Origin of the sequence: Burkholderia sp. Bp9143, from assembly GCF_003853645.1 — a bacterium.
Lineage (GTDB): Bacteria > Pseudomonadota > Gammaproteobacteria > Burkholderiales > Burkholderiaceae > Burkholderia.
In genome coordinates this window covers 17,568-40,564 of the sequence record NZ_QTPO01000017.1, presented here as the reverse complement: position 1 = coordinate 40,564, position 22,997 = coordinate 17,568, and the positions used below count along the sequence as shown (strand labels likewise).

The 22,997-nt window shown below is 67.3% G+C and carries 22 protein-coding genes; 15 read left to right on the top strand and 7 right to left on the bottom strand.

Annotation, left to right across the window (positions count from 1 at the left end; all coding sequences use genetic code 11):
• Positions 1 to 350 precede the first annotated feature (350 nt).
• From DIE23_RS15040 to DIE23_RS14985, 12 genes are all read left to right on the top strand, one after another.
• Positions 351 to 1,184, top strand: coding sequence for an ABC transporter substrate-binding protein (locus tag DIE23_RS15040; protein WP_124612853.1), 834 nt, complete (start codon positions 351 to 353; stop codon positions 1,182 to 1,184).
• Between the two features lie 99 nt (positions 1,185 to 1,283).
• Positions 1,284 to 2,123, top strand: a complete 840-nt coding sequence (locus DIE23_RS15035; RefSeq protein WP_124612852.1) for an amino acid ABC transporter ATP-binding protein — start codon at positions 1,284 to 1,286, stop codon at positions 2,121 to 2,123.
• A gap of 10 nt (positions 2,124 to 2,133) precedes the next feature.
• Entirely contained in the window at positions 2,134 to 2,805 is a 672-nt protein-coding gene (locus DIE23_RS15030; RefSeq protein WP_124612851.1) for an amino acid ABC transporter permease, read from the top strand.
• 10 nt (positions 2,806 to 2,815) lie between these two features.
• Entirely contained in the window at positions 2,816 to 3,481 is a 666-nt protein-coding gene (locus DIE23_RS15025) for an amino acid ABC transporter permease (RefSeq protein WP_124612850.1), read from the top strand.
• Between the two features lie 34 nt (positions 3,482 to 3,515).
• Positions 3,516 to 4,394 (top strand): dihydrodipicolinate synthase family protein, encoded by an 879-nt coding sequence (locus DIE23_RS15020; protein WP_124612849.1) that lies wholly within the window; start codon positions 3,516 to 3,518, stop codon positions 4,392 to 4,394.
• A 63-nt stretch (positions 4,395 to 4,457) separates the two neighbouring features.
• Entirely contained in the window at positions 4,458 to 5,474 is a 1,017-nt protein-coding gene (locus tag DIE23_RS15015) for a 4-hydroxyproline epimerase (RefSeq protein WP_124612848.1), read from the top strand.
• Entirely contained in the window at positions 5,471 to 6,760 is a 1,290-nt protein-coding gene (locus tag DIE23_RS15010) for an FAD-binding oxidoreductase (protein WP_185646454.1), read from the top strand. Before DIE23_RS15015 ends, DIE23_RS15010 begins: the two co-directional genes overlap by 4 nt.
• A gap of 44 nt (positions 6,761 to 6,804) precedes the next feature.
• Positions 6,805 to 7,878, top strand: a complete 1,074-nt coding sequence (locus DIE23_RS15005) for a proline racemase family protein (RefSeq protein ID WP_124612847.1) — start codon at positions 6,805 to 6,807, stop codon at positions 7,876 to 7,878.
• 2 nt (positions 7,879 to 7,880) lie between these two features.
• Positions 7,881 to 9,362, top strand: a complete 1,482-nt coding sequence (locus tag DIE23_RS15000) for an aldehyde dehydrogenase family protein (RefSeq protein ID WP_124612846.1) — start codon at positions 7,881 to 7,883, stop codon at positions 9,360 to 9,362.
• 15 nt (positions 9,363 to 9,377) lie between these two features.
• On the top strand, positions 9,378 to 10,424 hold the full coding sequence (locus DIE23_RS14995) for a proline racemase family protein (protein ID WP_124612845.1): 1,047 nt from the start codon (positions 9,378 to 9,380) through the stop codon (positions 10,422 to 10,424).
• Between the two features lie 64 nt (positions 10,425 to 10,488).
• Positions 10,489 to 11,196, top strand: coding sequence for a GntR family transcriptional regulator (locus DIE23_RS14990; RefSeq protein ID WP_185646453.1), 708 nt, complete (start codon positions 10,489 to 10,491; stop codon positions 11,194 to 11,196).
• 82 nt (positions 11,197 to 11,278) lie between these two features.
• On the top strand, positions 11,279 to 12,406 hold the full coding sequence (locus tag DIE23_RS14985; RefSeq protein WP_124612844.1) for a molecular chaperone DnaJ: 1,128 nt from the start codon (positions 11,279 to 11,281) through the stop codon (positions 12,404 to 12,406).
• Between the two features lie 42 nt (positions 12,407 to 12,448).
• Here DIE23_RS14985 and DIE23_RS14980 read toward each other — a convergent pair whose 3' ends face one another.
• From DIE23_RS14980 to DIE23_RS14955, 6 genes are all read right to left on the bottom strand, one after another.
• Positions 12,449 to 13,354, bottom strand: a complete 906-nt coding sequence (locus DIE23_RS14980) for a LysR family transcriptional regulator (protein WP_124612843.1) — start codon at positions 13,352 to 13,354, stop codon at positions 12,449 to 12,451.
• Positions 13,355 to 13,433: 79 nt separating this feature from the next.
• Positions 13,434 to 14,678, bottom strand: a complete 1,245-nt coding sequence (locus DIE23_RS14975) for an acyl-CoA dehydrogenase family protein (RefSeq protein ID WP_124612842.1) — start codon at positions 14,676 to 14,678, stop codon at positions 13,434 to 13,436.
• A gap of 38 nt (positions 14,679 to 14,716) precedes the next feature.
• On the bottom strand, positions 14,717 to 15,475 hold the full coding sequence (locus DIE23_RS14970; protein ID WP_124612841.1) for an SDR family NAD(P)-dependent oxidoreductase: 759 nt from the start codon (positions 15,473 to 15,475) through the stop codon (positions 14,717 to 14,719).
• Positions 15,476 to 15,482: 7 nt separating this feature from the next.
• Positions 15,483 to 16,247, bottom strand: coding sequence for an SDR family oxidoreductase (locus tag DIE23_RS14965; protein ID WP_124612840.1), 765 nt, complete (start codon positions 16,245 to 16,247; stop codon positions 15,483 to 15,485).
• A gap of 76 nt (positions 16,248 to 16,323) precedes the next feature.
• Positions 16,324 to 17,355 (bottom strand): phosphotransferase, encoded by a 1,032-nt coding sequence (locus DIE23_RS14960; protein ID WP_124612839.1) that lies wholly within the window; start codon positions 17,353 to 17,355, stop codon positions 16,324 to 16,326.
• A gap of 20 nt (positions 17,356 to 17,375) precedes the next feature.
• Positions 17,376 to 18,050 carry a histidine phosphatase family protein gene (locus DIE23_RS14955; protein WP_124612838.1) on the bottom strand — a complete coding sequence of 225 codons (675 nt, stop codon included), beginning with the start codon at positions 18,048 to 18,050 and terminating at the stop codon, positions 17,376 to 17,378.
• Positions 18,051 to 18,278: 228 nt separating this feature from the next.
• Here DIE23_RS14955 and DIE23_RS14950 point away from each other — a divergent pair, with 228 nt between their 5' ends.
• The 3 genes from DIE23_RS14950 (at position 18,279) to DIE23_RS14940 (ending at position 21,658) form a co-directional block, all read left to right on the top strand.
• The gene (locus DIE23_RS14950; RefSeq protein ID WP_124612837.1) at positions 18,279 to 19,007 is read left to right on the top strand and encodes a response regulator; all 729 of its coding nucleotides are present in this window, start codon (positions 18,279 to 18,281) and stop codon (positions 19,005 to 19,007) included.
• Entirely contained in the window at positions 19,004 to 20,131 is a 1,128-nt protein-coding gene (locus DIE23_RS14945; protein ID WP_124612836.1) for an ATP-binding protein, read from the top strand. Before DIE23_RS14950 ends, DIE23_RS14945 begins: the two co-directional genes overlap by 4 nt.
• A 228-nt stretch (positions 20,132 to 20,359) precedes the next feature.
• The gene (locus DIE23_RS14940) at positions 20,360 to 21,658 is read left to right on the top strand and encodes an MFS transporter (protein ID WP_124612835.1); all 1,299 of its coding nucleotides are present in this window, start codon (positions 20,360 to 20,362) and stop codon (positions 21,656 to 21,658) included.
• 264 nt (positions 21,659 to 21,922) lie between these two features.
• Here DIE23_RS14940 and DIE23_RS14930 read toward each other — a convergent pair whose 3' ends face one another.
• Positions 21,923 to 22,870, bottom strand: coding sequence for a LysR family transcriptional regulator (locus DIE23_RS14930; protein WP_124612834.1), 948 nt, complete (start codon positions 22,868 to 22,870; stop codon positions 21,923 to 21,925).
• Between the last annotated feature and the right edge of the window lie 127 nt (positions 22,871 to 22,997).

Sequence of the window (22,997 nt, the reverse complement as noted above, 5' to 3'; positions counted from 1 at the left end):
GGTTGCGCTTGCAACCACTTAGCAGCCCATTCTCTCCCCGCAGCACACCCGCACGCATCGGCATTCGCGCGCCCCCGTTGAAGCGATCGCTGCAATCCCCTGATCTTTCCTGTCCCCGACTTCGCGCGGCCGCCCCGGCCCCGTGTCGTACAGCCCTTCTCCGTTCGCTTTCCCGCGCCGCGCCCCGCGCGCGCCTCGGGAAAACCCGACCACCCCACAGCGCAATTTCTCGTTGACACACCGATTTTTGCCCTCCTAATATGCACACAACGCTGCACACAACAAAACACACACTGATGTGTGTAGAAAGCAGCAGGCATACGGGTTTACCCATCTCAAGTGAGGTCACCATGAATCGACTGTCTCGTTTCACCCGTCAAATCGCCGCGTGCACCGTGGCAGCGGCATCGCTGGTCGCGGCCGCCCCGTCCCACGCCGCCGGGCCCGACGCCTGGGGCGCCGTGAAGAAGGCCGGCGTCCTGCGCTGCGGCGCCGCGGTCGCGCCGCCGTACGTGATGCGTGACCCGAAGACGGGTGCCTACAGCGGCTTCTTCTCGGATCTGTGCCGCGACTTCGGGCAGAACGTGCTGAAGGTGAAGGTGGAATTCGTCGACACGAGCTGGGACAACATCGTGGCCGGCCTGCAATCGGACAAATGGGACCTGTCGCTCGCGCTGAACGACACGCCCGAGCGTGAAAAGGCCGTCGCGTTCTCCGCGCCGGCGACCGACTACAACGTCTCGTTCGTCTACAACAAGAACAACCCGAAGATCGCGAAGAACCTGCGCTCGCTCGCCGACATCGACAAGCCGAACGTGACGATCGCCGTGATGTCCGGCACGTCGCAGGACAAGGCGATCTCGGCCGAACTGAAACAGGCGCGGATCATGCGGCTGCCGGGCAACGACGAGACACGCCTGTCGCTGATCTCGAAGCGCGCCGACCTGCTCGCCGACGCGAACATCACCAACATGCTGCTGACGGAAGCGCACCCGGACTGGGCGGCCAGCTTCAACCCCGCGCCGGCGCTCGCGCAGCAGGAAGTGGCGTTCGGCCTGCGCAAGGACACGCCCGAGGCCGACCTCGACGTCCTCAACGACTACCTCTCGCAGCAGGTCAAGTCGGGCGCGGTGAACCGTCTCATCAAGACCTCCGTACAGGCCATGCTGGCCCCGGGCAAGTAAGCACCGGTCGCACGAACGAGCCCGGCGAACCGACGCCGGGCGCCGATTTTCCGATTCGCACTTTGCGCGCCGACGTCGGGCGCCGCTGGAGAGACTGTCATGTTGTCGCCACAAACGACGGCCGTCAGGTCGGCCATGCATCCCCTTTCGACCACGCACTTCGCCGCGTCCGCGCCCGACGGCGATTTCGTGCGGCTGCGCGACGTGCACAAGGCGTACGGTCCGAACCTCGTCGTGATGGACGGCATGAGCCTCGACATGCGCGCCGACGACCGGCTCGTGATCATCGGCCCGAGCGGCAGCGGCAAGAGCTCGCTGCTGCGCGTGATGATGGGCCTCGAAGGCATTCAGCGCGGCGAGATCGCGTTCCAGGGCGCGTCGTACATCCGCGGCGGCGATGCGCGCGGCGGGTGGCGCATCGACGCGAAGCTGCAGAAGCAGGTCGGCATGGTGTTCCAGCACTACACGCTGTTTCCGCACCTGTCGGTGCTCGGCAACCTGATTCTCGCGCCGGTGCGCGTCGGCGGGCTGTCGAAGGCGGACGCGACCGAGCGTGCACGCATGTATCTCGCGCGCCTCGGCCTCGAAAGCAAGCTGCATGCATATCCGAGCCAGCTTTCCGGCGGCCAGAAGCAGCGCGTGGCGATCGCCCGCGCGCTGATGCTCGAACCGAAGCTGATGCTGTTCGACGAAGTGACGTCCGCGCTCGATCCGGAGATGGTCGTCGAAGTCCAGAACGTGATGCTGCAGCTCGCCGAGCAGAAGATGGCGATGATCATCGTCACGCACGACATGCACTTCGCGCGGGACATCGCGACGCGCGTCGTGTTCTGCGCGAACGGCAAGATCGTCGAGGAAGGCGCGCCGGACCAGATCTTCAAGTGTCCGAAGGAAGCGCGCACGCGGGAATTCCTCGAGAAAGTCCTGCATCTCGACTGAGGCCGACGCCATGAACTACCACTTCGATTTCGGCTTCCTCGCCGGCAGCCTCGGCGCGCTGCTCGACGGACTGAAGGTCACCGTCGTGCTGGCCGTGGCCGCGAACGCGATGGGCCTCGTGCTCGGCTTCATGCTGTGCCTGCTCGCGATGAGCCGTTGGGCGATCGTGCGCTGGCCGGCCCAACTCTTCATCGAATTCTTCCGTTGCACGCCGGCGCTGCTGCAGATCATCTGGTTCTTCTACTGCATCCCGATGATGGTCGACGTGTTCATCGACCCGATCGTGATGGGCGTGCTCGCGCTCGGCCTGAACCTGACCGCGTTCAACGCGGAGGCCTACCGCGCGGGCGTGCAGGCGGTGCCGAAGGAGCATCTCGACGCGGCGGTGGCGCTCGGCCTGCGGCCGTGGCAGCGCACGATCTTCGTCGTGCTGCCGCAGGCGTTGCGCGGCGCGATGCCCGTGCTGCTGACGAACGGCATCGGCAGCCTGCAGCAAAGCGCGCTGGTGGCGATCGTCGCGGTGGCCGACCTGATGTACGTCGCGAAAAGCATCGCGACCGAAGCGTACCGGCCGCTCGAAACCTATTCGGTCGTCGCGCTCGTGTATTTCGCGCTGTCGCTGCCGATCGCGAAACTCGTCCATGTCATCGAGCGCCGCCAGGACGTCGCCGTCCAGCGCTGAGGAGCCCGTCGTGAATCTCGATTTTGCCGTCGTCTGGCCGTACTGGCTCGTGCTCGCGAAAGGCCTCGGGCTGACGCTTGCGTTCACCGTCACGTGCGCGCTCGTCGGCAGCCTGCTCGGCTTCGTGCTGAGCCTCTTGCGGATGTCGCCGTCGCGCTGGCTGCGCGGGCCGGTCGCCGCGTTCGTCGAATTCTTCCGCGGCACGCCGCTGCTGATCCAGCTGTTCTGGGTGTTCTTCTGCTTCCCGGTCGTGCTGCGGCTGCCGATCCCGCCGTACCTGTCGGTGCTGATCTCGCTCACGCTGTACATGGCCGCGATCACGAGCGAGACGTTTCGCGGCTCGCTGAAGTCGATCGCCGGCGAGCAGCACGACGCGTGCATCGCGCTCAGCCTGTCGCCGCACGTGAAGATCGTCTACGTGATCTTTCCGCAGGCGCTGCTGCGCGCGATTCCGCCGCTGCTGTCGAACATCGTGAGCCTGTTCAAGGAAAGCGCGCTCATTTCGTCGGTGGGGATCGCCGACCTGATGTTCGTCGGCCAGAACGTGTCGAACAGCACCGCGCGGCCCGTCGAGTTCCTGACGACCGTCGCCGTCATCTATTTCCTCGTCGCCTTTCCGCTGACCCGCCTAGTCGGCGTAGTGGAGTCCAGGATGCTCAGGCGCTATGCCTATTAACTCGCAACGCTCTCACCCAAGCCGGAGAAATCTCATGCAACTGAAAGGCATTCTGCCCGCCCTCGTCACGCCGTTCGATGCATCGGGCGCGGTCGATCACGACACGCTCGCGTCGATCCTCGAATTCCAGCTCGCCGCGGGCGTCAGCGGCTTCGTGCCGCTGGGGTCGACCGGCGAGTACTACGCGCTCACGAACGACGAGCGCCGCGCGGTGATGAAGACGGTGCGCGAAGTGGTTGGCAACCGCGGCACGCTGATCGCCGGCGCGAACGGCTCGTCGACGCGCGAGGTGATCGAGCAGGTCCGCCAGGCGCGAGACGCCGGCTACACGAACATCCTGATCGCGCCGCCGTACTACGCGCTGCCGTCGCAGGACGAACTGATCGGGCACTACGACGCGATTCTCGCCGCGGTGACCGACGTGAACGTGATCCTGTACAACTATCCGGTGCGCACGAACGTCGAGGTCGGCTTCGGCGTGCTCGACGCGTTCAAGGATCATCCGCGCGTGATCGGCATCAAGGAAAGCAGCGGCAACCTGCTGCGCGCGATCGAGATCGGCGGCAAGTACCGCGATCACTACCAGCTGTCGTGCGGCTCCGACGACCAGGCGCTCGACTTCTTCCTGTGGGGCGCGACGAGCTGGATCTGCGGGCCGGCAAACTGCTTCGCGAAACAGGTCGTGAGCTTCTACGATAAATTCTCGGCAGGCGACATTGCGGGCGCGCAGAATGTGATGCGTTCGCTGTTCCCGGTGATGGCGAGCATGGAGTCGGGCAAGTTCATCCAGAAGGTGAAGTACGGCTGCGAACTCGCCGGCTTCGAGGTCGGCAACGCGCGCATGCCGCTGCAGCCGCTGACGGACGACGAAAAGGCCGAGTTCCGCGCGATCTTCGAGGCGTCGCAGGCGTAAGGGCGTCATGCGCATCCGTACCGGCGCCAATCGGTGCCGGTACGCCGACCGAGGAACCTCTACATGACGATTCACAGCTTTACCTGCATCGAAGGCCACACCGAAGGCATGCCGGTGCGCATGGTGATCGACGGCGCGCCGGCGTTGCAGGGCGCGACGATGAACGCGCGCCGCGAGGACTTCGTCGCCCATCACGACTGGGTGCGCCGCGCGCTGATGCTGGAGCCGCGCGGCCATGCGCACATGTCGGGCACGATCTTCTATCCGCCGGTCAGCGACAACGCCGATTTCAGCCTGCTGTTCATCGAGACGTCGGGCTGCCTGCCGATGTGCGGCCACGCGACGATCGGCTCGATCGCGTTCGCGATCGAGGAGCGCCTCGTCGTGCCGAAGCAGCCGGGCACGGTCACGGTCGACGTGCCGGCCGGGCAGATCGTCGCGCGCTACGAGATGGACGGCGCTCGCGTGACGTCGGTGCGCTTCACCAATGTGCCGAGCTTCCTGCTCGCGCGCGACGTCGAGATCGGGATTCCCGCGCTCGGCAGGCTGGCCGTCGATATCGCGTACGGCGGCAACTTCTATCCGATCGTCGAGGTTCAGCCGAACTTCCCCGGCTGCGAGCACTTCACGCCGGACGAGCTGCTGGCCTGGGGCCGCGACGTGCAGCGCGCGGTCAACGCTGCGCTCGACGTCGTGCACCCCGACCATCCGGCGATTCGCGGCGTACGCCATTGCATGTGGACGGGCAAGCCGATCGCGGACGATGCGCACGGGCGCGCGGTGGTGATCGCCGGCGACAGCCTCGTCGACCGTTCGCCGTGCGGCACCGGCAGCTCGGCACGCGTCGCGCAGCGCTTCGCGCGCGGCTGGCTGCAGGCCGGCGACGCGTATTGCCACGAGAGCCTGATCGGCAGCCGCTTCATCGGCCGCGTGGAATCGGTCGCGCGCCTCGACAGCGGGCTCGACGCGGTGCGGCCGAGTATCGAAGGACGCGCATGGGTGACCGGGCGCGCGCAGTATCGTGTCGATTCGTCCCAGCCGTACGCGCACGGCTTCAGCCTTCAGGAGTTCGTCAATTGAACGCGATTCCGCGACAACACGCGCCCGCTTCGCCGGGCACCGCACGCGAGGAAACGGCCGTCGTGATCGGCGGCGGGATCGTCGGCGTGTGCTGCGCGCTCTATCTGCAGCGCGACGGCCGCGCCGTCACGCTGATCGATCCGGCCGCCCCGGGCGACAGCACCGCAAAATGGAGCTGCGGTCAGATGGCGGTCAGCGAGGTCATTCCGCTGTCGAAGCCCGGCATCCTGATGAAGGTGCCGCGCTGGCTGCTGGACCAGAAGGGGCCGCTCGCGCTGCGGCCCGGCGCGCTGCCCGGCATCCTGCCGTGGTTCTTCCGGTTCGTCGCGTCGGCCCGCCACGCGAAAATCGTGGCGATCGCGCAGGCGATGGCCACGCTGACGCACGAGGTCTATCCCGACTATGCGCCGCTGCTCGATGCGTGCGGCGACCGCGCGCTGCTCGGCCAGCGCCCGGTGCTCGAGGTGTTCGACGATCCGGCCGGCATCGCGCACGAGCAGCCGCATCTCGAGCTGCGGCAGTCGCTCGGCTTCGCCTCGCAGCGGCTGACGGCCGCAGAGATCGGTGATCTCGAACCGGCACTCGCCGGCCGGTTCCGGCACGGGCTGCTGTTTCCGGACTGGCGCGCGGTCAACGATACCGAAGGCTTCATCGCGGCGCTGACGGCCAGCTTCGAGGCGCAGGGCGGACGCCGCATCCGCGCGAACGCCGCGCGCATCGACGAGGCCGACGGGCGCGCGACCGGCGTGACGCTCGCGAACGGCGAGCGCGTCGCGGCCGATCATGTGGTCGTCGCGGCCGGCACCGGTTCGCGGCAGTTCTTCGGCCAGCTCGGCGTGCGCGTGCCGCTCGAAGGCATCGCCGGCTACCAGGCGCTCGTGACCGACCCGGGCGTCGAGTTCCGCCACTCCGTGATCTACGCGGACGGCGGCTTCTGCTTCAGCCCGATGACGCGCGGGCTGCAGATCGGCGGCACCATCGAGTTCGCGGGCCGCGATGCGGCGCCGAACTTCCGGCGCGCGGACATCATCCTGGAGAAGGCCCGACGGATCCTGCCCGAATTGCAGACCGCCCACGTCGAGTACGGCGTCGGCTATCGGCCGTTCCTGCCCGACACGAAACCGGTGATCGACCGCTCGAAGCGGCTGCCGAACGTGATCATGGCGTTCGGCCACGGCCAGCTCGGCCTCACGCTCGGCGCGACGACCGGCCGCCTGGTCGGCGACCTCGTCGCCGGCCGCCCGACGCGACAGGACCTATCGCCATTCAGCGCTTATCGCTTCTGAGGCGACGGGCGACGTTCCATACACGACTAGTAACGGGAAATACCATGCGCTGGAACAGAACGCTCACGATGGTAGGCTGCCACGCCGAAGGCGAGGTCGGCAACGTGGTCACAGGTGGTCTGGTCGACGTGCCAGGAAATACCATGTTCGACAAGATGATGTATCTGGAGGAACACGGGGACGCATTGCGCAAGATCTGCCTGTTCGAGCCTCGTGGCACGGTCAATCACAACATCAATTTTATTCTGCCAGCATGCGACCCGCGTGCGCAGATGGGCTATGTGATTGGTGAGTCGACCGAATATGTCGCGATGTCCGGCTCGAACACGATGTGCGTCGCAACGGTGCTGCTCGAAACTGGCGTGCTGAAAATGGAAGAGCCCGTCACTGAACTCGTGCTGGAAGCGCCAGCCGGTCTGATCCATGTCAGGTGCGAGTGTTCCAATGGAAAGGTGACGCGGGTGGAGTTCACGAACCAGCCCGCCTTCGCAGCCCATCTCGATGCATATGTGGACGTGTCGGGCGTCGGCAGCGTGAAGCTGGATATCGCATATGGAGGCATGACCTTTGCGATCGTCGACGCGAAGCTTCTCGGATTCGGAATCACGCCAGACGAAGCACGGGAGCTATGTGAGCTAGGCCAGAAAATCAAGGCTGCTGCTGTCGAACAGCTCGCATTTTCTCATCCCCTCAATCCACTCATCAAAGGCGTCACGAACACACAGTTCACCGGTCCTTTGACACGAGAAGATGGCAAGCTCTTCTCGCGCAACGCAACAATCGTTTCTCCCGGGCGCTGTGATCGCTCCCCGTGTGGTACGGGAACCTCCGCGCGTCTCGCCGTGCTGCACGCGCGCGGCTTGATCGACGTCGGTGAGACCTTCGTTCACGAGTCGATCATCGGGTCGAGATTCGAGAGCCGCATCGCATCGACGACACGGGTTGGCGACTATGTCGCTGTCGTACCTGTCGTGTCTGGACAAGCCTGGATCACTGCCATCTCGCAGGTCGGCGTGGACCCGACCGACCGGTTTCAAACTGGCTTCACGGTAGCGGACACCTGGCTCGAAGCCGTGGACGACAAACTCATCAAATCGCGCAAACCGACACCGAACTGACTATGAAATCCTACGAACGACTTTTCATCGACGGCCGCTGGGTGGCGCCCGTTCAGGGCCACACCTTCGACACGCTCGACCCGAGCGACGAAACCGTGATCGCGAAAGTGGCCGCCGCCACCGCGGAAGACATCGACGCCGCGGTCAAGGCCGCACGCCATGCCTTCGACGCAGGCCCATGGCCGCGCATGACCGGCGCGCAACGCGCCGCCGTGCTGCGCGCGATCGCGCAAGGCATCCGCGACCGGCTGCCCGAGCTGGCCGCGCTCGAAGTGCGCGACAACGGCAAGCCGCTGCCCGAAGCAATGTGGGACCTCGGCGACGCCGCCGGCTGCTTCGACTTCTATGCGGGACTCGCCGAACAGCTCGACGGCGGTGCCGAAACGCCGGTGCCGCTCGCGGACGAACGCTTCAGCACGGTGGTCCGGAAGGAGCCGATCGGCGTGGCCGGCGCGATCATCCCGTGGAATTTTCCGCTGCTGATGGCCGCGTGGAAGGTCGCGCCCGCGCTCGCGGCGGGCTGCACGATGGTGCTCAAGCCATCCGAACTGACGCCGCTCACCGCGCTGGAGCTGGCCGGCATCGCCGACGCGGCCGGGCTGCCGGCCGGCGTGCTGAACGTCGTGACGGGCCTCGGCGCGGACGCCGGCGCACCGCTCGCCGAGCATCCGGGCATCGACAAGCTCGCGTTCACCGGCAGCGTGCCGACCGGCAGCCGGATCATGCAGGCCGCCGCGCGCGACATCAAGAACGTGAGCCTCGAACTCGGCGGCAAGTCGCCGTTCATCGTGTTCGGCGACAGCGATCTCGAAGCGGCCGTCGAATGGATCCTGTTCGGCATCTTCTGGAACCAGGGCGAAGTGTGTTCGGCGACGTCGCGCGTGCTCGTCGAGCGCTCGCTGTATGCACCGCTCGTCGAGCGCCTTGCGCAGGAAGCGCGCAAAATCAGGATCGGCAACGGCCGCGACGACGGCGTGCTGCTCGGCCCGCTGGTCAGCCGCGGCCAGTACGACAAGGTTCGGGCGGCCATCGCGCGCGGCCGCGAGGAAGGCGCGCGGCTCGTGACGGGCGGCGACCGGCCTGCGCACCTCGAGCGCGGCTACTTCATCGAGCCGGCCGTGTTCGCCGACGTGCCGGAAGACAGCTGGATCTGGCGCGAGGAGATTTTCGGGCCGGTCGTCTGCGTGCGGCCGTTCGATACGGAAGACGAAGCGGTGCGCTCGGCCAACGATTCGCGCTTCGGTCTCGCCGCGGCGGTCATGTCGGCCGACCTGCCGCGCTGCGAGCGCGTGGCACGCGCGATGCGCGCGGGCATCGTATGGATCAACTGCTCGCAGCCGACGTTCACGGAGGCGCCGTGGGGCGGCTACAAGCAGAGCGGGATCGGACGCGAACTCGGCGAGTGGGGCCTGAACAACTACCTCGAGATCAAGCAGATCACGCGCTACGACAGCGACAAGCCGTGGGGCTGGTACATCAAGTAGGAAGGTGAATCGATCATGCGCTGGAACAAAACGCTGCAGCTCGTCGACGTGCATTGCGAGGGCGAGATCGGCAAGGTCATCACCGGCGGCGTCCTCGACGTGCCGGGCAAGACCATGCTCGACAAGATGAACCACATCAACGAGACCGACGACAGCTTGCGGCGCCTGGTCGTGCTCGAACCGCGCGGCTGCCTGCAGATGTCGGTCAACCTGCTGCTGCCGCCGACGCGGCCGGAAGCGCAGGCCGGCTTCATCGTGCTGCAGGCCGACAAGGCGCACCCGATGTCCGGCAGCAACTGCATCTGCGTCGTGACCGCGCTGCTCGAGCTCGGGATGGTGCCGATGCAGGAGCCCGAGACCACCGTCGTGCTCGACACGCCGGCCGGGCTCGTCACCGCGCGGGCCGCCTGCCGCGACGGCCGCTGCGTCGGCGTATCGCTCGACATGGTGCCGTCGTTCGTCGAACACCTCGACGTCGACGTGCACACGAAGGAATTCGGCACGATCAAGGCCGACATCGCGTTCGGCGGCGTGTACTACGCGCTGGTCGACGTCGACCAGATCGGGCTCGACATCGCGCCGGGCAACGCGCGGCAGCTCGCGACGCACGGCGTGCGGCTCAAGGAGATCATCAACCGGCAGGTCGCGGTCCAGCATCCGCTGGCCCCGGCGATCAACGAGGTCGCGTACGTGATGTTCCGCCACCGTGTCGACGACACGGTGTACCAGACCTGCACGACGCTGCCGCCCGGCCGCGTCGACCGCTCGCCGTGCGGGACCGGCAGCTCGGCCAATCTCGCGACGCTCGCCGCGCGCGGGCGCGTGCAGGTCGGCGACCGCCTGACGTCGCGCTCGACGATCGGCGGCGAATTCCGCGTCGAGCTGCTCGGCACGACCGAAGTGGGCGGCCGGCCGGCCGTGCTGCCGCGCGTCACCGGCCGCGCGTGGGTGTTCGGGTTCCAGCAGCTCGGCGTCGACCCCGACGATCCGCTGGCCGCCGGGTTCATGCTCAGCGACACGTGGGGCGACGGATTCGGGCCATCGGCGACGTCGGGTGCGTGAGGACGCGATGCTAAACTCCAGAGCGCGCCCGGCGACCCGGGCCGATTACAGGAAGGGTAGCGAGATGAGCAAAGAGGCCGTTGAAACCGAAGGTGGCGGCCGCCGGCACGGCGGGCGGTATGTGTATGAGGAATTGCGCAAGCAGATCCTGACGCTGAAGCTGAAACCGGGCGTGCAGCTCGACGAAATCTCGCTGGCCGCGCAGTTCGGGCTGTCGCGCTCGCCGGTGCGCGACGCCATCGCCCGGCTGAGCAGCGAGGGGCTCGTCACGATCCTGCCGAACCGCACGACGCTCGTCACGCCGTTCGAGATCGAGGAGTTCCCGAAGTACATCTCGGCGCTCGACCTGATCCAGCGCGCGGTCACGCGGCTCGCGGCCACGCAGCGCTCCGAAGCCGACCTCGCGAAGATCCGCAAGGCCGACGACGTCTACATGGCGGCCGTCGAGAGCGGCGACTTCCAGGCGATGTCGGAGACCAACAAGGCGCTCCACATGGCGATCGCGCACGCCGCGAACAACCCCTACTTTGTCGGCTACTACGAACGGCTGCTCGGCGAGGGGCAGCGCCTGCTGCACCTGCACTTCGACTTCACCGTGAGTTCGCCGACGGCCGCCAAGCTCGGCCGCGACCACGAGGAGCTGATCGACGCGATCGTGCGGCGCGATGCGGACGCCGCCGAACGCGCCGCGCACGAGCACACGATGCTGTTCCAGAAGCGCTTCCTCGACTACATGAAGCAGAACATGACGGAATCGATGGCGGTGCTGTAACGCCGCGGGCCGGTGGGCGCGCGCCCATCCGGCTAAAATACCGGCCTGCCGCGCCCCCTGCCGCGGCCGGAGGACCTCAATCATGACCGCACGTCGCGGTGCCGCGGTCGCCATCGCGCCCGGTCACGAGACAGCCAGCCTGTCGAAAGCCCAGAAAACCTTCAATACGCTCGTCAAGCACATCGAAACGCGGCGCGAGCGGCTCGTTGCGTGGGAAGCCGTCATGCCGGCCTTCCAGAAGAAATTCGTCGACGGGCTGCTGCCGCTCGAACAGGAAGCGACGGCGCTGCGGATCAGGCTGATCCACCTGCTCGACGATGCGTTCCTGCAGAAGGGCTTGAGCAAGGCCGAGCAGCGCACGCTGTCCGACCTGATCGCCGACATGGCGCGCGACCTGCTCAACGTCAGCGACGACGCGGCGCTGACGGTCATTTACAACCGGCATGCCGCATCCGACGACGCCGGCAACGCCGCGGCCGATCCTGAACCGATGAAGCGGGAACCGAAGCCGATACCCGCCACGGAACCGGCCGACGATCTCGACTCGCTGTCACCGGACGAACTTGCCGAGCGGATGCAGGCCGAACTCGACGCACAGTTCGAGCGCGACATGGCCGCTCACGCAGCCCGCGAGGCCCAGCGCGCGAAGCGCAAGAAAGCGCCGAAGCAATCGGCCGCGCAGGCCAGGATCGCAGCCGAGCAGGCCGAATCGAGCAAGTCGATCCGCGAGATCTATCGCAAGCTGGCCAGCGCGCTGCATCCCGATCGGGAAACCGATCCGCGGGAGCAGGAACGCAAGACCGTGCTGATGCAGCGGGTCAACCATGCCTATGCGAAGGGCAATCTGCTGCAGCTGCTGGAACTGCAACTCGAGATCGAGCAGATCGACCGGCGTGCGATCGACGGCCTCGGCGAAGCGCGGCTGACGCGCTACAACGGCATCCTGGAGGAACAGCTGCACGAGCTCGATCAGGAGATCCAGCACGTCGAGAACGATTTCCGGCGGACTTACGGCATCGCGTCGTCCGTCAAGGTGGCACCCGATACCGTCATCCGCATGCTCACGCGCGACATTGCCGGCATGCAGCGCGGCAACCAGGACCTCGGCGTGGCGCTGCGCGAGTTCGAGGATCCGGACAAGGTCAGGGAATGGCTGAAGGACATGAAGCGCCGGCCGGCGTCCTTGCGCTTCGACGACGACTCGTTTTAAGCGGGCAGGCGAACGCGTGATGCGCACGCACCGCACATCACATCACTGCGGCTCGCCCATCCCGCCCATCAGCATCATCAACTGCTCTCGCAGCCACTGACTGCCCTGATCCTGATCGGCGCTGCGATGCCAGTAGCAGAAGTATTCGAGCCCCGGCATCTCGAACGGCAGTTCGAGAATCCGTGCCGGATAGCGCCGCAGCAGCCTGAGCGGCGCCGTCAGCGCGAGATCGCCGCGCATCGCGATCAGCGGCGCGACCATGTAGTGCTGCACGCGCATCTGGATGTTGCGGCGCAGCCCGAGCCGCGTCAGTTCCGCATCGACGTGCCCGCTGCCCTTGCGGCGGCTCGACACGTGGATGTGCCCCATCGACAGGTAGTCGTCCATGGTCAGCGTGTCGCCCTTGAACGGGTGATCGTCGCGGATCATGCACGCGTAGCGGTCGCGCACGAGCAGCGCCTGGTGCAGGTGCGGGTCGCCGATCAGCGGCGCGTCGATCGCGATGTCGACGGAGCCGTTCGCGAGCGCGGTCGCCACTTCGCGGCGATCCATCGTGTAGCTGCGCACGTGCATGCCGGGCGCTTGCGTCTGCAGCAGTTCGCCGAGCGCGGGCAACAGCAGCGCCTCGGTCAGGTCGCTCATGCTGAGCCGGAACACGCGCTCGGACGAGGCGGGATCGAACACGTCGCCCTCGTGCGCGCTCGAATCGAGCAGCTGCAGCGCCTCGCGCACGCGGCCGACGATGTTCTCGGCCATCGGCGTCGGCATCATCCCGGCCGGCGTGCTGACGAACAGCGGATCGTTCAGTGTCTTGCGCAGCCGCGCCAGCGCGTTGCTGACGGCCGGCTGCGTGAGGTTCAGCACCTCGGCCGCGCGCGTCAGGTTGCGCTTGTTGTAGATCGCCTCGAATACGACGAACAGGTTCAGATCAATCTTCGAAAGGCGCATCGCCGGATCTCCTTGCCGGCATCTTAATACGGCGTGCATCCCTCGTTCGCCCACTCCACCTTCTCTCGAGGCGCGCCGCTCAACCGCGCGGCGGCCGCGTCAGGTACGGTTCGGTCGAGCCGCGCACGGCGTCCTTGATCTCCATGCGCGCGATCGCCTGCAGGTGCACCTCGTCCGGACCGTCGGCGAAGCGCAGCGCGCGGCCCCAGGTCCACAGGTCGGCGAGCGGCGTGTCGGGGCTCAGGCCCATCGCGCCGAACACCTGCATCGCGCGGTCGCACACGTCCGTATACACGGTCGGCACGAGCGCCTTGATCATCGAGATTTCCTTGCGCGCCGCCTTCGCGCCGACCTTGTCGATCATCCACGCCGCCTTCAGCACCAGCAGGCGTGCCTGGTCGATCTCGATGCGCGAGCGCGCGATCCATTCGCCGATCGTGCCGTGCCGGTTCAGCGGCTTGCCGAACGCCTCGCGCGACTGCGCGCGGTCGATCATCAGTTCCAGCGCAAGCTCCGCCGCGCCGATCGAGCGCATGCAGTGGTGGATGCGGCCCGGCCCGAGGCGCGCCTGCGCGAGCGCGAAGCCGCTGCCTTCCTCGCCGAGCAGGTTGCGCGCCGGCACGCGCACGTTGTCGAACGTGATCTCGCAGTGCCCTTCCGGCGCGTAGTGATTGACCACCGTGATGTTGCGCACGATCGTCACGCCCGGCGTGTCGCGCGGCACGAGGATCATGCTCTGCTGCTGGTGCGATTCGGCTTCGGGATCGGTCTTGCCCATCACGATGAAGATCTGGCAGTTCGGATGCGCGGCGTTCGTGATGAACCACTTGCGGCCGTTGATCACGTACTCGTCGCCCACGCGCTCGATGCGCGTCGTGATGTTGGTCGCGTCCGACGACGCGACGTCGGGCTCCGTCATCGCGAACGCCGAACGGATCTCGCCGCGCAGCAGGGGCAGCAGCCACTGTTCGCGCTGCTCGGGCGTCGCGAACATGTGCAGCAGTTCCATGTTGCCGGTGTCCGGCGCGTTGCAGTTGAACACCTCCGACGCCCAGCTCACGCGCCCCATGATCTCGGCGAGCGGCGCGTATTCGAGGTTCGTCAGGGCCGTGCCGGGCTCGTCGCTCTTCAGGTGCGGCAGGAACAGGTTCCACAGCCCTTCGGCCTTCGCGCGTTCCTTCAGTTCCTCCATGAACGACACGGGATACTGCCCCGCATGCACTTCCTCGTTCCACTGACGGATGCGCGGCACGATGTGCGCGTCCATGAACGCGCGCACGCGTTCGCGCAGTTCTTCCACTTTCGGGGTGTAGCCAAAGTCCATGATCGACTCCTCGAGATTCCGGTTTCCGTTCGTTCGGTTCAGAAGGCCGAGACACCGCCGTCGACGGCGACGGCCTGCCCGGTCAGATAGGTGTTTTCCTTCGCGCACAGCGTGAGCATCGTCGCGACGATTTCCTCGGGGCGGCCGAGCCGCTTCATCGGCGAGCCCTGTGCGAGAAAGTCCTGGCGCTCGCCGATGTCGCTGTCGGTGACCATCGGCGTCGTGCTGTAGAACGGGCACACCGCGTTCACCCGAATGCCGTGGCGCGCGTATTCGAGCGCGGCCGTCTTCGTGAGCCCGACCACCGCGTGTTTCGACGCCGCATAGGCGGCGAGCTTCGGCGCGCCGCCGAGCCCGGCCATCGACGCGACGTTCAGGATCACGCCTTCGCGCTGCGCGAGCATCTGGCGAATCTGGTGCTTCATCCCGAAGAACACGCCCTTCGCGTTCACCGCGAAGCTCAGGTCGAGATCGGCTTCCTCGGTATCGATCAGCGCCTTGAGCGGCGGGGCGATGCCCGCGTTGTTGATGCCGACGTCGAGCCGCCCGAAGCGCTCGACCGCCGCGTGCACCAGCGCTGCGACCTCCGCTTCGATGCGCACGTCGCAGCGCCGCGCGATCACGTCGGCACCGGCCGCGCGCAGCGGCGCGGCCACGCGTTCGAGCGCTTCTTCGTTCAGGTCGCCGAGCGCGAGCCGCGCGCCCATCGCGGCCAGCTCGCTCGCGAGCAGCGCGCCGAAGCCGCTCGCGGCGCCGGTGATCATCACGGCCTGCCCGGCGTAGCTGTCGAGTTTCATCGCGCGCTCAGATCGTCAGGCCGCCGTCGACGACGATGCATTCGCCGTTCGTGTAGCTCGCCGCATCCGACACGAGATACAGCACCGTGCCGGCCATCTCGCGCGGCTCCGCGTGGCGGCGCAGCGGGATCTTCCCCATCCAGGTTTCGTAGATGTCCTTGTCGGCGAACAGCGCGCCCGCGAACTTCGTCTTCGTGAGGCCCGGCAGCAGCGCGTTCACGCGGATGCCGAACGGCCCGCATTCCTTCGCGAACGCCTTCGTCATGTTGACGACCGCGGCCTTCGTGATCGAATAGATGCCCTGGCGGTCGCCCGGCTGCAGCGCATTGACCGACGCGGTGTTGACGATCGCGCCGCCGCCCTGCGCCTTCATCAGCTTGCCGGCCTCGACCGACATGAAGAAGTAGCCGCGGATGTTCACGTCGACCGTCTTCTCGTACGCGGCGAGATCGGTATCGAGGATGTGCCCGAAATACGGGTTCGCGGCCGCGTTGTTCACGAGGATGTCGAGCCGGCCGTGCTTGCCGCGGATCGTCTCGAACGTCGCGGCGATGTCCTCCAGCCGCCCGACGTGGCAGGCCAGCGCTTCCGCGCGGCCGCCCGCCGCGACGATCGCGTCCGCCACCGCCTGGCAGTCGTCGAGCTTGCGGCTCGACACGATCACGTGCGCGCCCTGCTCCGCGAGCAGCTTCGCGATTTCCTCGCCGATGCCGCGGCTCGCGCCCGTCACCAGCGCGATCTTGCCCGTCAGGTCGAACAGATTCGTTGCCATGTTGCCGTGCTCCTCCATTGATGTGTTGTCGTGCCGCCGCGCGGCGAGATCGGCGCTCGCGGCGCTTCCGTCGATTTCAGCGATGCGCGTCGATCACGTCGACGGCCATTTCGGCCAGCCGGCCGGCCATCGCGCCCACGCGCAGCGCCTGCTCGCTCGACGCGTTGCCCTGTAGCGCGCGCGCCTTCACGCCCTGTGCGATCGCCGCGAGCCGGAAGAAACTGAACGCGAGATAGAAATGCCAGTCGCGGATCGGCTCGATCCCGCGCAGTTCGCAATAACGCGCGACGATCGCCGCTTCGTCAGGAATGCCGAGTTCGGCACGATCCTGGCCGGCGAGCCCGCGCACCTGGCCGCCCGACGGCAGGCGCAGGCACATGCAGAAATACGCGAGATCGGCGAGCGGATTGCCGAGCGTCGACAGCTCCCAGTCGAGCACGGCCTGCACCCGATAGTCGTCGCGCGCGAACATCAGGTTGTCGATCCGGAAATCGCCGTGCACCAGCGCGGGCCGGCCCGTGTCCGCCGGGCAGGCCTTCGGCAGCCAGTCGATCAGCGTCTCCATCGCGTCGAGGCGCTCCGTTTCCGCCGCGCGATACTGCTTCGTCCACACGCCGATCTGGCGCTCGAAGTAGTTGCCGGGGCGGCCGTAGTCGGCGAGGCCCACCGCATCGACGTCCACGTCGTGCAGCGCGGCCATCGTGCGCAGCAGCGCGTCGTAGCAGGTCGCCCGGTCGGCCTTCGGCAGTTCCGGCAGCGCCGGATCCCAGAAGATCCGGCCGTCCTCGAAGCTCATCACGTAGAACAGGCTGCCGATCACGTCGCGGTCTTCGCAGAGGTGATACGGATGCGCGACCGGCACCGCGGTGCCCGACAGCGCGCTCAGCACGCGGAATTCGCGATCGACCGCATGCGCGGATTTCAGCAGTTCGCCGGGCGGCTGGCGGCGCAGCACGTAGCGGCCGCTCTTCGCGTGCAGCAGGAAGGTCGGGTTCGACTGGCCGCCGGCAAACTTCTCCATGTCGAGCGGGCCTTCGAAGCCCGGCACGTGCGCTTCCAGATAGCGCGTGAGGCGGGCTACGTCGAGGGGCTGGGAAGGGTTCGTCATCGTCGCGATCGTTCGTGGGGTCAGCCGTAGGTGCGCCACGCATGACGTTCGGGATCCTCGAGATGCGGGATGCCGTTGAACGACGCGAGGTGGAACGCTTCGGCGTTGAAGAAAAACTGCGAAAGACTGCTGTTGCGGATCTGCAGGTTCAACGCGATCGCGCTCGACGGCGGTGCGGCGAGCACCTGCTGCACGGTCACCGCGATCGGGCCGCCGGAACTCACCGCGAGCACGCGCTGGCTGCCGCCCTGGCGGATCGCGGCGCGCGCGTCGGCGACGCGCCGCTGGAAATGCGCCCAGGTTTCGGGCGCGGTGTCGCCGAGCTTGTCGTCGGCCCACAGGTGCAGCACCTGCCGCAGCGCGCGGAAGTGCGCCTTCATCGAGCCGGCCGCGAGCCGCGCGATCTCCGGATAGTCGCCGGCCGCCGCCGCGAACAGCCCGTGGAAGTCGTATTCGTTCAGGCCGGGGTGGCGGTCGACCGGCGCGCCTTCGCGGCCCATCTCGCGCAGGATCGCGTCGACCGTCTGCGCATGCCGGTTCATCGTGCCGCAGATCACGCGGTCGAACGTCAGGCCCTGCCGCGCGAAGTACTCGCCGAGCCAGGCGCCCTGCTGCTCGCCCGCCGCGGACAGCCGATCGTAGTCGTCCGTGCCGAATGACGCCTGCCCGTGCCGTACCAGAAAGAGTTCAGCCATTGCCTGTCCGCCAGAGGGAAACCGAAGGCCCAGCATAGCGACCGGGTCTGCATTTTTGAAATTTATTTTCTGAATCGGACAGCATTCACCAAATGAATTTCCCGGTCCGAACTGGCCGGTTGGCCAGCCGACGACTGGCAACGCGACGATCCGCGTCCGTTCGACGGATCGGGCGGTACGGTAGTATCAGAGCCTCGATGGAACCCCGACGGACCTGAACAAGCGGCCATGCCCGATATTTCCTCATCTTCCGGCGCCGGCCAGGCACTCGTCCTGATCGCCGAGGACGAACCCGAGATCGCCGAGATCCTCACAGCGTATTTCGCGCGCAGCGGCCTGCGCACCGTGCATGCGGCCGACGGCCGCCGCGCGCTCGAACTGCACCTGTCGCTGAAGCCCGACCTCGTGCTGCTCGACGTGCAGATTCCGCACGTCGACGGCTGGAAAGTCCTCGCCGAGATTCGCCATCGCGGCGACACGCCGGTCATCATGCTGACCGCGCTCGACCAGGACATCGACAAGCTGACCGGCCTGCGCATCGGCGCCGACGACTACGTGGTCAAGCCGTTCAATCCCGCCGAAGTCGTCGCGCGCGCACAGGCCGTGCTGCGCCGCTCGATGGCCGGCGCGCGCCAGGAAGAACAGCGCGTGCTGCGCGCGGCACCGTTCGAGATCGATCTCGAGCATCACGAAGCAACGGTCCAGGTCGCCGGCACGCGGCACACGCTCGTCCTGACGCTCACCGAATTCAAGCTGCTCGCGCAGCTCGCGCGCACGCCGCGGCGCGTGTTCAGCCGCGCCGAGCTGATGGCCACCTGCCTGCCGGAAGGCGACACGCTCGAACGCACGGTGGACAGCCACGTCAGCAAGCTGCGCAAGAAGCTCGACGATCTCGGCGTCAGCGGCGTGCCCGTCAGCGTGCGCGGCGTCGGCTACAAGCTGTGGAGCGGCGAGTGAAGCTCGAAGGATTGAGCCGGCAGATCGCGCTGACGATGGGCGCGATGGCGTTCGCGGTGACGCTGCTGGTCGTCGTGACGGCTTACGGCTTCTACTATCTGCTGTACCTGTACCAGCCCGCGTCGTTCAACCAGACGAACTGGTATCCGACCGGGCCGGAATGGGTGTGGCTGATCTCCACCACGGCGGTCGGGCTGGTGCTGTCGATCGTCGTCGGGATCAACCTGTCGCGCCGCATCCTCGTGCCGCTGAACTCGGTGACCGACAGCATCCGCCGCGTCGCGCGCGGCGATCTCGGCGCGCGTGCCGTCGCCGGCGATCGTTCGCTGCACGAAGCGGCGCGGCTCGCCGACAATTTCAACGCGCTCGCGAGCGAGCTGCAGCGTGTGACCGACGAACAGACGTTCTGGAACGCCGCGATCGCGCACGAACTGCGCACGCCGGTCACGGTGCTGCGCGGCCGCCTGCAGGGGCTCGCCGAAGGCGTGTTCACGCCGAGCGAAGCGCAGTTCCGCAGCCTGCTCACGCAAGTGGAAGGATTGACGCGGCTGATCGAGGATCTGCGCGTGGTCAGTCTCGCCGATAGCGGCCACCTAAGCATCGAGATCCGCGAAACCGATCTCGCGGCTGACATCCGCGCGGTCGTCGACGTGTTCGCGCACGCGCTGCAGGCCGCCGGCCAGCATCCGGTGCTCGATCTCGACACGCGGCCGATGCGCTGCGATCCGGTGCGGATCCGTCAGGCGCTGCTCGCGCTGCTGGAGAATGCGCGCCGCCATGCGGTGCCCGGTGCGATCCGGATCGAGACGCGCATCGAGGGCGGCATGTGCCGGCTGCGCATCGAAGACGACGGCCCCGGCATGCCGGCCGACTTCGCGCCGCACGTGTTCAAGGCGTTCCGGCGCGTCGACGCGTCGCAGCCCGGCGGCAGCGGCCTCGGCCTCGCGGTCGTCGCGGCGATCGCGCATGCGCACCGCGGTGAAGCCGTCTGCACGCCGGCTGCCGGCGGCGGCACGCGGTTCGAGGTGACCTGGCCCGACAATCTCGAGCCGACGCCCGATGAACGGCGCTTTCCCGCGCAGTCGGCCGCGCCGTCGGACCCGCAGCCGGGCGCAAGCAACTGATCCGGCCTGATCGGTAGAACACCCGCGCGCGGCCATCCGGCCTCACACCGCCCGCTCGTGCCCCCCGCCGCCCCCGCCCCAAGGCCTGAACGCGACGAAACCGAATGCCTCCGGTTATCAATTGATCCAAAAGATTCATTAGACGAGGCCTCCTCGGGCGCGCGATGCTGGCCCGGCCAGTGAACGCGGCGTCATTGCAACGCCGCGCACGAACATGGAGTGAGACAGATGCCCACCGACCATCGTCAACGGCGCCACACGCTGTGGCTGCTGTGCGCGCTTTCGTTCATCCTCTACGTCGACCGCGTGAACCTCGCGACCGCGGCCGGCGCGATCAAGGCCGAACTCGGGCTGTCGAACACCGAACTCGGCATCGCCTTCTCCGCGTTCGCGTATTCGTACGCGATCTGCCAGATCTTCGGCGGCTGGATCGCCGACCGCTTCGGCGCCCGCATCACGCTGATCGGCTGCGGGCTGATCTGGGTCGCGTCGACGTTCATGACGGGCCTCGTGCACAGCCTCGCGCTGCTGTTCGCCGCCCGCCTGCTGCTCGGGATCGGCGAAGGCGCGACGCTGCCCGCACAGGCCCGCGCGATCACGCACTGGTTCTCGCGCGAACGGCGCGGCGTCGTGCAGGGCTTCACGCATTCGTTCTCGCGGCTCGGCAACGCGGTCACACCGCCGATCGTCGCCGCGCTGATGACGTGGCTGTCATGGCGCGCGGCGTTCTTCGTGATCGGCGCGGTGACGCTGGTGTGGCTCGTGTGGTGGGTTGCGGGCTTCCGCGAGTATCCGCTCGGCGAAGACGGCGACGGTGACGGCCGGACGCGCACCGCTGCCGCCGCCGGTGCCGCCCGGCCGGCACCGGCGTCCGGCCCGACGCCGTGGGGGCCGCTGTTCCGCCGGATGGCGCCGACGATCTTCGTGTACTTCTGCTACGGCTGGACCGCCTGGCTGTTCTTCACGTGGCTGCCGACGTTCTTCCTGAACGGCAAGGGCCTCGATCTGAAGTCGACCGCGCTGTTCGCGTCCGGCGTGTTCTTCGCGGGCGTCGTCGGCGACACGCTCGGCGGCTGGCTGTGCGACCGGATCTATCGCAAGACCGGCAACCTCGCGCTGTCGCGCCAGAGCGTGATCGTCGCGAGCTTCACCGGCGCGCTCGTCTGCATGCTGCCGCTCGCGTTCGTGCATTCGACGGCCGGCATCGCGCTGTGCCTGTCCGGGTCGTTCCTGTGTCTCGAACTGACGATCGGGCCGATCTGGGCCGTGCCGAGCGATATCGCGCCGAAGCACGCCGGTATCGCGAGCGGGATGATGAATGCAGGTTCCGCGATCTCGGGAATCCTGTCGCCGATCCTGTTCGGTTATCTCGTCGACCACACCGGCAGCTGGACGGTGCCGTTCGTCGGGTCGGTCGCGATGCTGCTGATCGGCATCGTCGCCGCGCTGTGGATCCGGCCCGATCGCGCGTTGTCCGAATCGACGCCGTCGCTCGCCGAAGCACCGGCCGCGCCGTCGGCGCGTTGAAGCGGTTCGGGCCAGTTCGCCTGCCTCCCCCGTCTCGCCGGCGTCGCAGGCACGCTTCACTGCGTTCCGCGATGGTGGTGGCTCGGCTGGTTCGGCTGGTTCGGCTGGGGCGGCTGGTTCGGCCAGCTCGGCTGATTCGGCTGGTTCGGTCGCCTTGGCTGGCGCGGCTGGCTCGGCTGGTTCGGCCAGCTCGGCTGATTCGGCTGATTCGGTCGCCTTGGCTGGCGCGGCTGGCTCGGCCGCCTCGGCTGGCAAACCGCGCCGTTACGCGCCGCCGTCATCGCCCACCCCGTCCCGGTGGAACAGCGCGAGAAACTGCTGCGCCGGAATGCTCAGCGGCCGGTCGCGCCGCACAAGGCTCCCGTACGACGGCAGCTTCTGGTCAAGCTCGTAGTCGAGGATCGCCACCAGCCCGTGCTCCGCGTTGCGCCGCGCGACCGTCAGCGGAATCACGCCGAGCATGTGCGAACGGTCGACGAGGTTCATCGTCGTCAGGATCGAGCCCGTTTCGACGAGCCCGCGCGGCATCGGCTGGTGACGCGCGCGGAACTCGCGCTCCACCACCTCGCGCGCCGGGCTGCCGGCCGGCTGCAGGATCCACGTGTAGTCGAGCAGCGCGTCGAATTCGACCGGCCCGGCGCCGGCGAGCGGATGGTCCCGACCCGCGATGATCGCGAGCGCCTCGTCGTCCACCACGCGGAAGTCGCAATCGGTGCCGACGTTGCGGCCAATCACCACCTCGAGCACGCCTTCGCGCAACTGCGGCATCAGCCGGTCGCTGGTATCGACCGCGATGTCGATCGCCAGCAGCGGATAGCGCGCCTTCAACTGCACCAGCGCCTCGGTGAGCCGCCCCGGCGACGCCGCCATGATGCTGCCGATCGCGAGCCGCCCCGCGCTGCCGAGCTGCAGCTCGCCGAGCTCGCGATTGAGCGCCTCCACGCTGCCGCGGATCCCGCGGAAGTACCCGAGCACGCGCTCGCCGGCCGGATTCAGCACCAGCCCGCGCCCGACGCGGTCGAACAGCCGCTGGCCGAGCGCGCTTTCCAGTTCGGCCAGCATCTTCGTCGCGGCCGGCTGCGTGAGGCCGAGCTGCCCGGCCGCCGCGCGCAGCGTCGAACACTCATCCACCGCGAGCAGCAGCGCGATCTGCCGCATCCGCAGCCGGTTCAGCAATTGGGGAGTCGAGTCTCGTCGATCGATCGAGCCCATTCCGATTACTCCAGGTTATCGATTCATCAAGAGTTTTCAATTTACCGACTCATTCCGTCTACCTAGCATGAACCCCATAGACCAACGGCCACGCGCCGCCACCGGAGACACCCCATGAATACCCGAC

Bases quoted from the DNA above. Each gene is read 5' to 3' on its own strand.
- DIE23_RS15040 (WP_124612853.1), top strand. From the start codon at position 351: ATGAATCGACTGTCTCGTTTCACCCGTCAAATCGCCGCGTGCACCGTG.
- DIE23_RS15035 (WP_124612852.1), top strand. From the start codon at position 1,284: ATGTTGTCGCCACAAACGACGGCCGTCAGGTCGGCCATGCATCCCCTT.
- DIE23_RS15030 (WP_124612851.1), top strand. From the start codon at position 2,134: ATGAACTACCACTTCGATTTCGGCTTCCTCGCCGGCAGCCTCGGCGCG.
- DIE23_RS15020 (WP_124612849.1), top strand. From the start codon at position 3,516: ATGCAACTGAAAGGCATTCTGCCCGCCCTCGTCACGCCGTTCGATGCA.
- DIE23_RS15015 (WP_124612848.1), top strand. From the start codon at position 4,458: ATGACGATTCACAGCTTTACCTGCATCGAAGGCCACACCGAAGGCATG.
- DIE23_RS15005 (WP_124612847.1), top strand. From the start codon at position 6,805: ATGCGCTGGAACAGAACGCTCACGATGGTAGGCTGCCACGCCGAAGGC.
- DIE23_RS15000 (WP_124612846.1), top strand. From the start codon at position 7,881: ATGAAATCCTACGAACGACTTTTCATCGACGGCCGCTGGGTGGCGCCC.
- DIE23_RS14995 (WP_124612845.1), top strand. From the start codon at position 9,378: ATGCGCTGGAACAAAACGCTGCAGCTCGTCGACGTGCATTGCGAGGGC.
- DIE23_RS14990 (WP_185646453.1), top strand. From the start codon at position 10,489: ATGAGCAAAGAGGCCGTTGAAACCGAAGGTGGCGGCCGCCGGCACGGC.
- DIE23_RS14985 (WP_124612844.1), top strand. From the start codon at position 11,279: ATGACCGCACGTCGCGGTGCCGCGGTCGCCATCGCGCCCGGTCACGAG.
- DIE23_RS14980 (WP_124612843.1), bottom strand. From the start codon at position 13,354: ATGCGCCTTTCGAAGATTGATCTGAACCTGTTCGTCGTATTCGAGGCG.
- DIE23_RS14975 (WP_124612842.1), bottom strand. From the start codon at position 14,678: ATGGACTTTGGCTACACCCCGAAAGTGGAAGAACTGCGCGAACGCGTG.
- DIE23_RS14970 (WP_124612841.1), bottom strand. From the start codon at position 15,475: ATGAAACTCGACAGCTACGCCGGGCAGGCCGTGATGATCACCGGCGCC.
- DIE23_RS14965 (WP_124612840.1), bottom strand. From the start codon at position 16,247: ATGGCAACGAATCTGTTCGACCTGACGGGCAAGATCGCGCTGGTGACG.
- DIE23_RS14960 (WP_124612839.1), bottom strand. From the start codon at position 17,355: ATGACGAACCCTTCCCAGCCCCTCGACGTAGCCCGCCTCACGCGCTAT.
- DIE23_RS14955 (WP_124612838.1), bottom strand. From the start codon at position 18,050: ATGGCTGAACTCTTTCTGGTACGGCACGGGCAGGCGTCATTCGGCACG.
- DIE23_RS14950 (WP_124612837.1), top strand. From the start codon at position 18,279: ATGCCCGATATTTCCTCATCTTCCGGCGCCGGCCAGGCACTCGTCCTG.
- DIE23_RS14940 (WP_124612835.1), top strand. From the start codon at position 20,360: ATGCCCACCGACCATCGTCAACGGCGCCACACGCTGTGGCTGCTGTGC.
- DIE23_RS14930 (WP_124612834.1), bottom strand. From the start codon at position 22,870: ATGGGCTCGATCGATCGACGAGACTCGACTCCCCAATTGCTGAACCGG.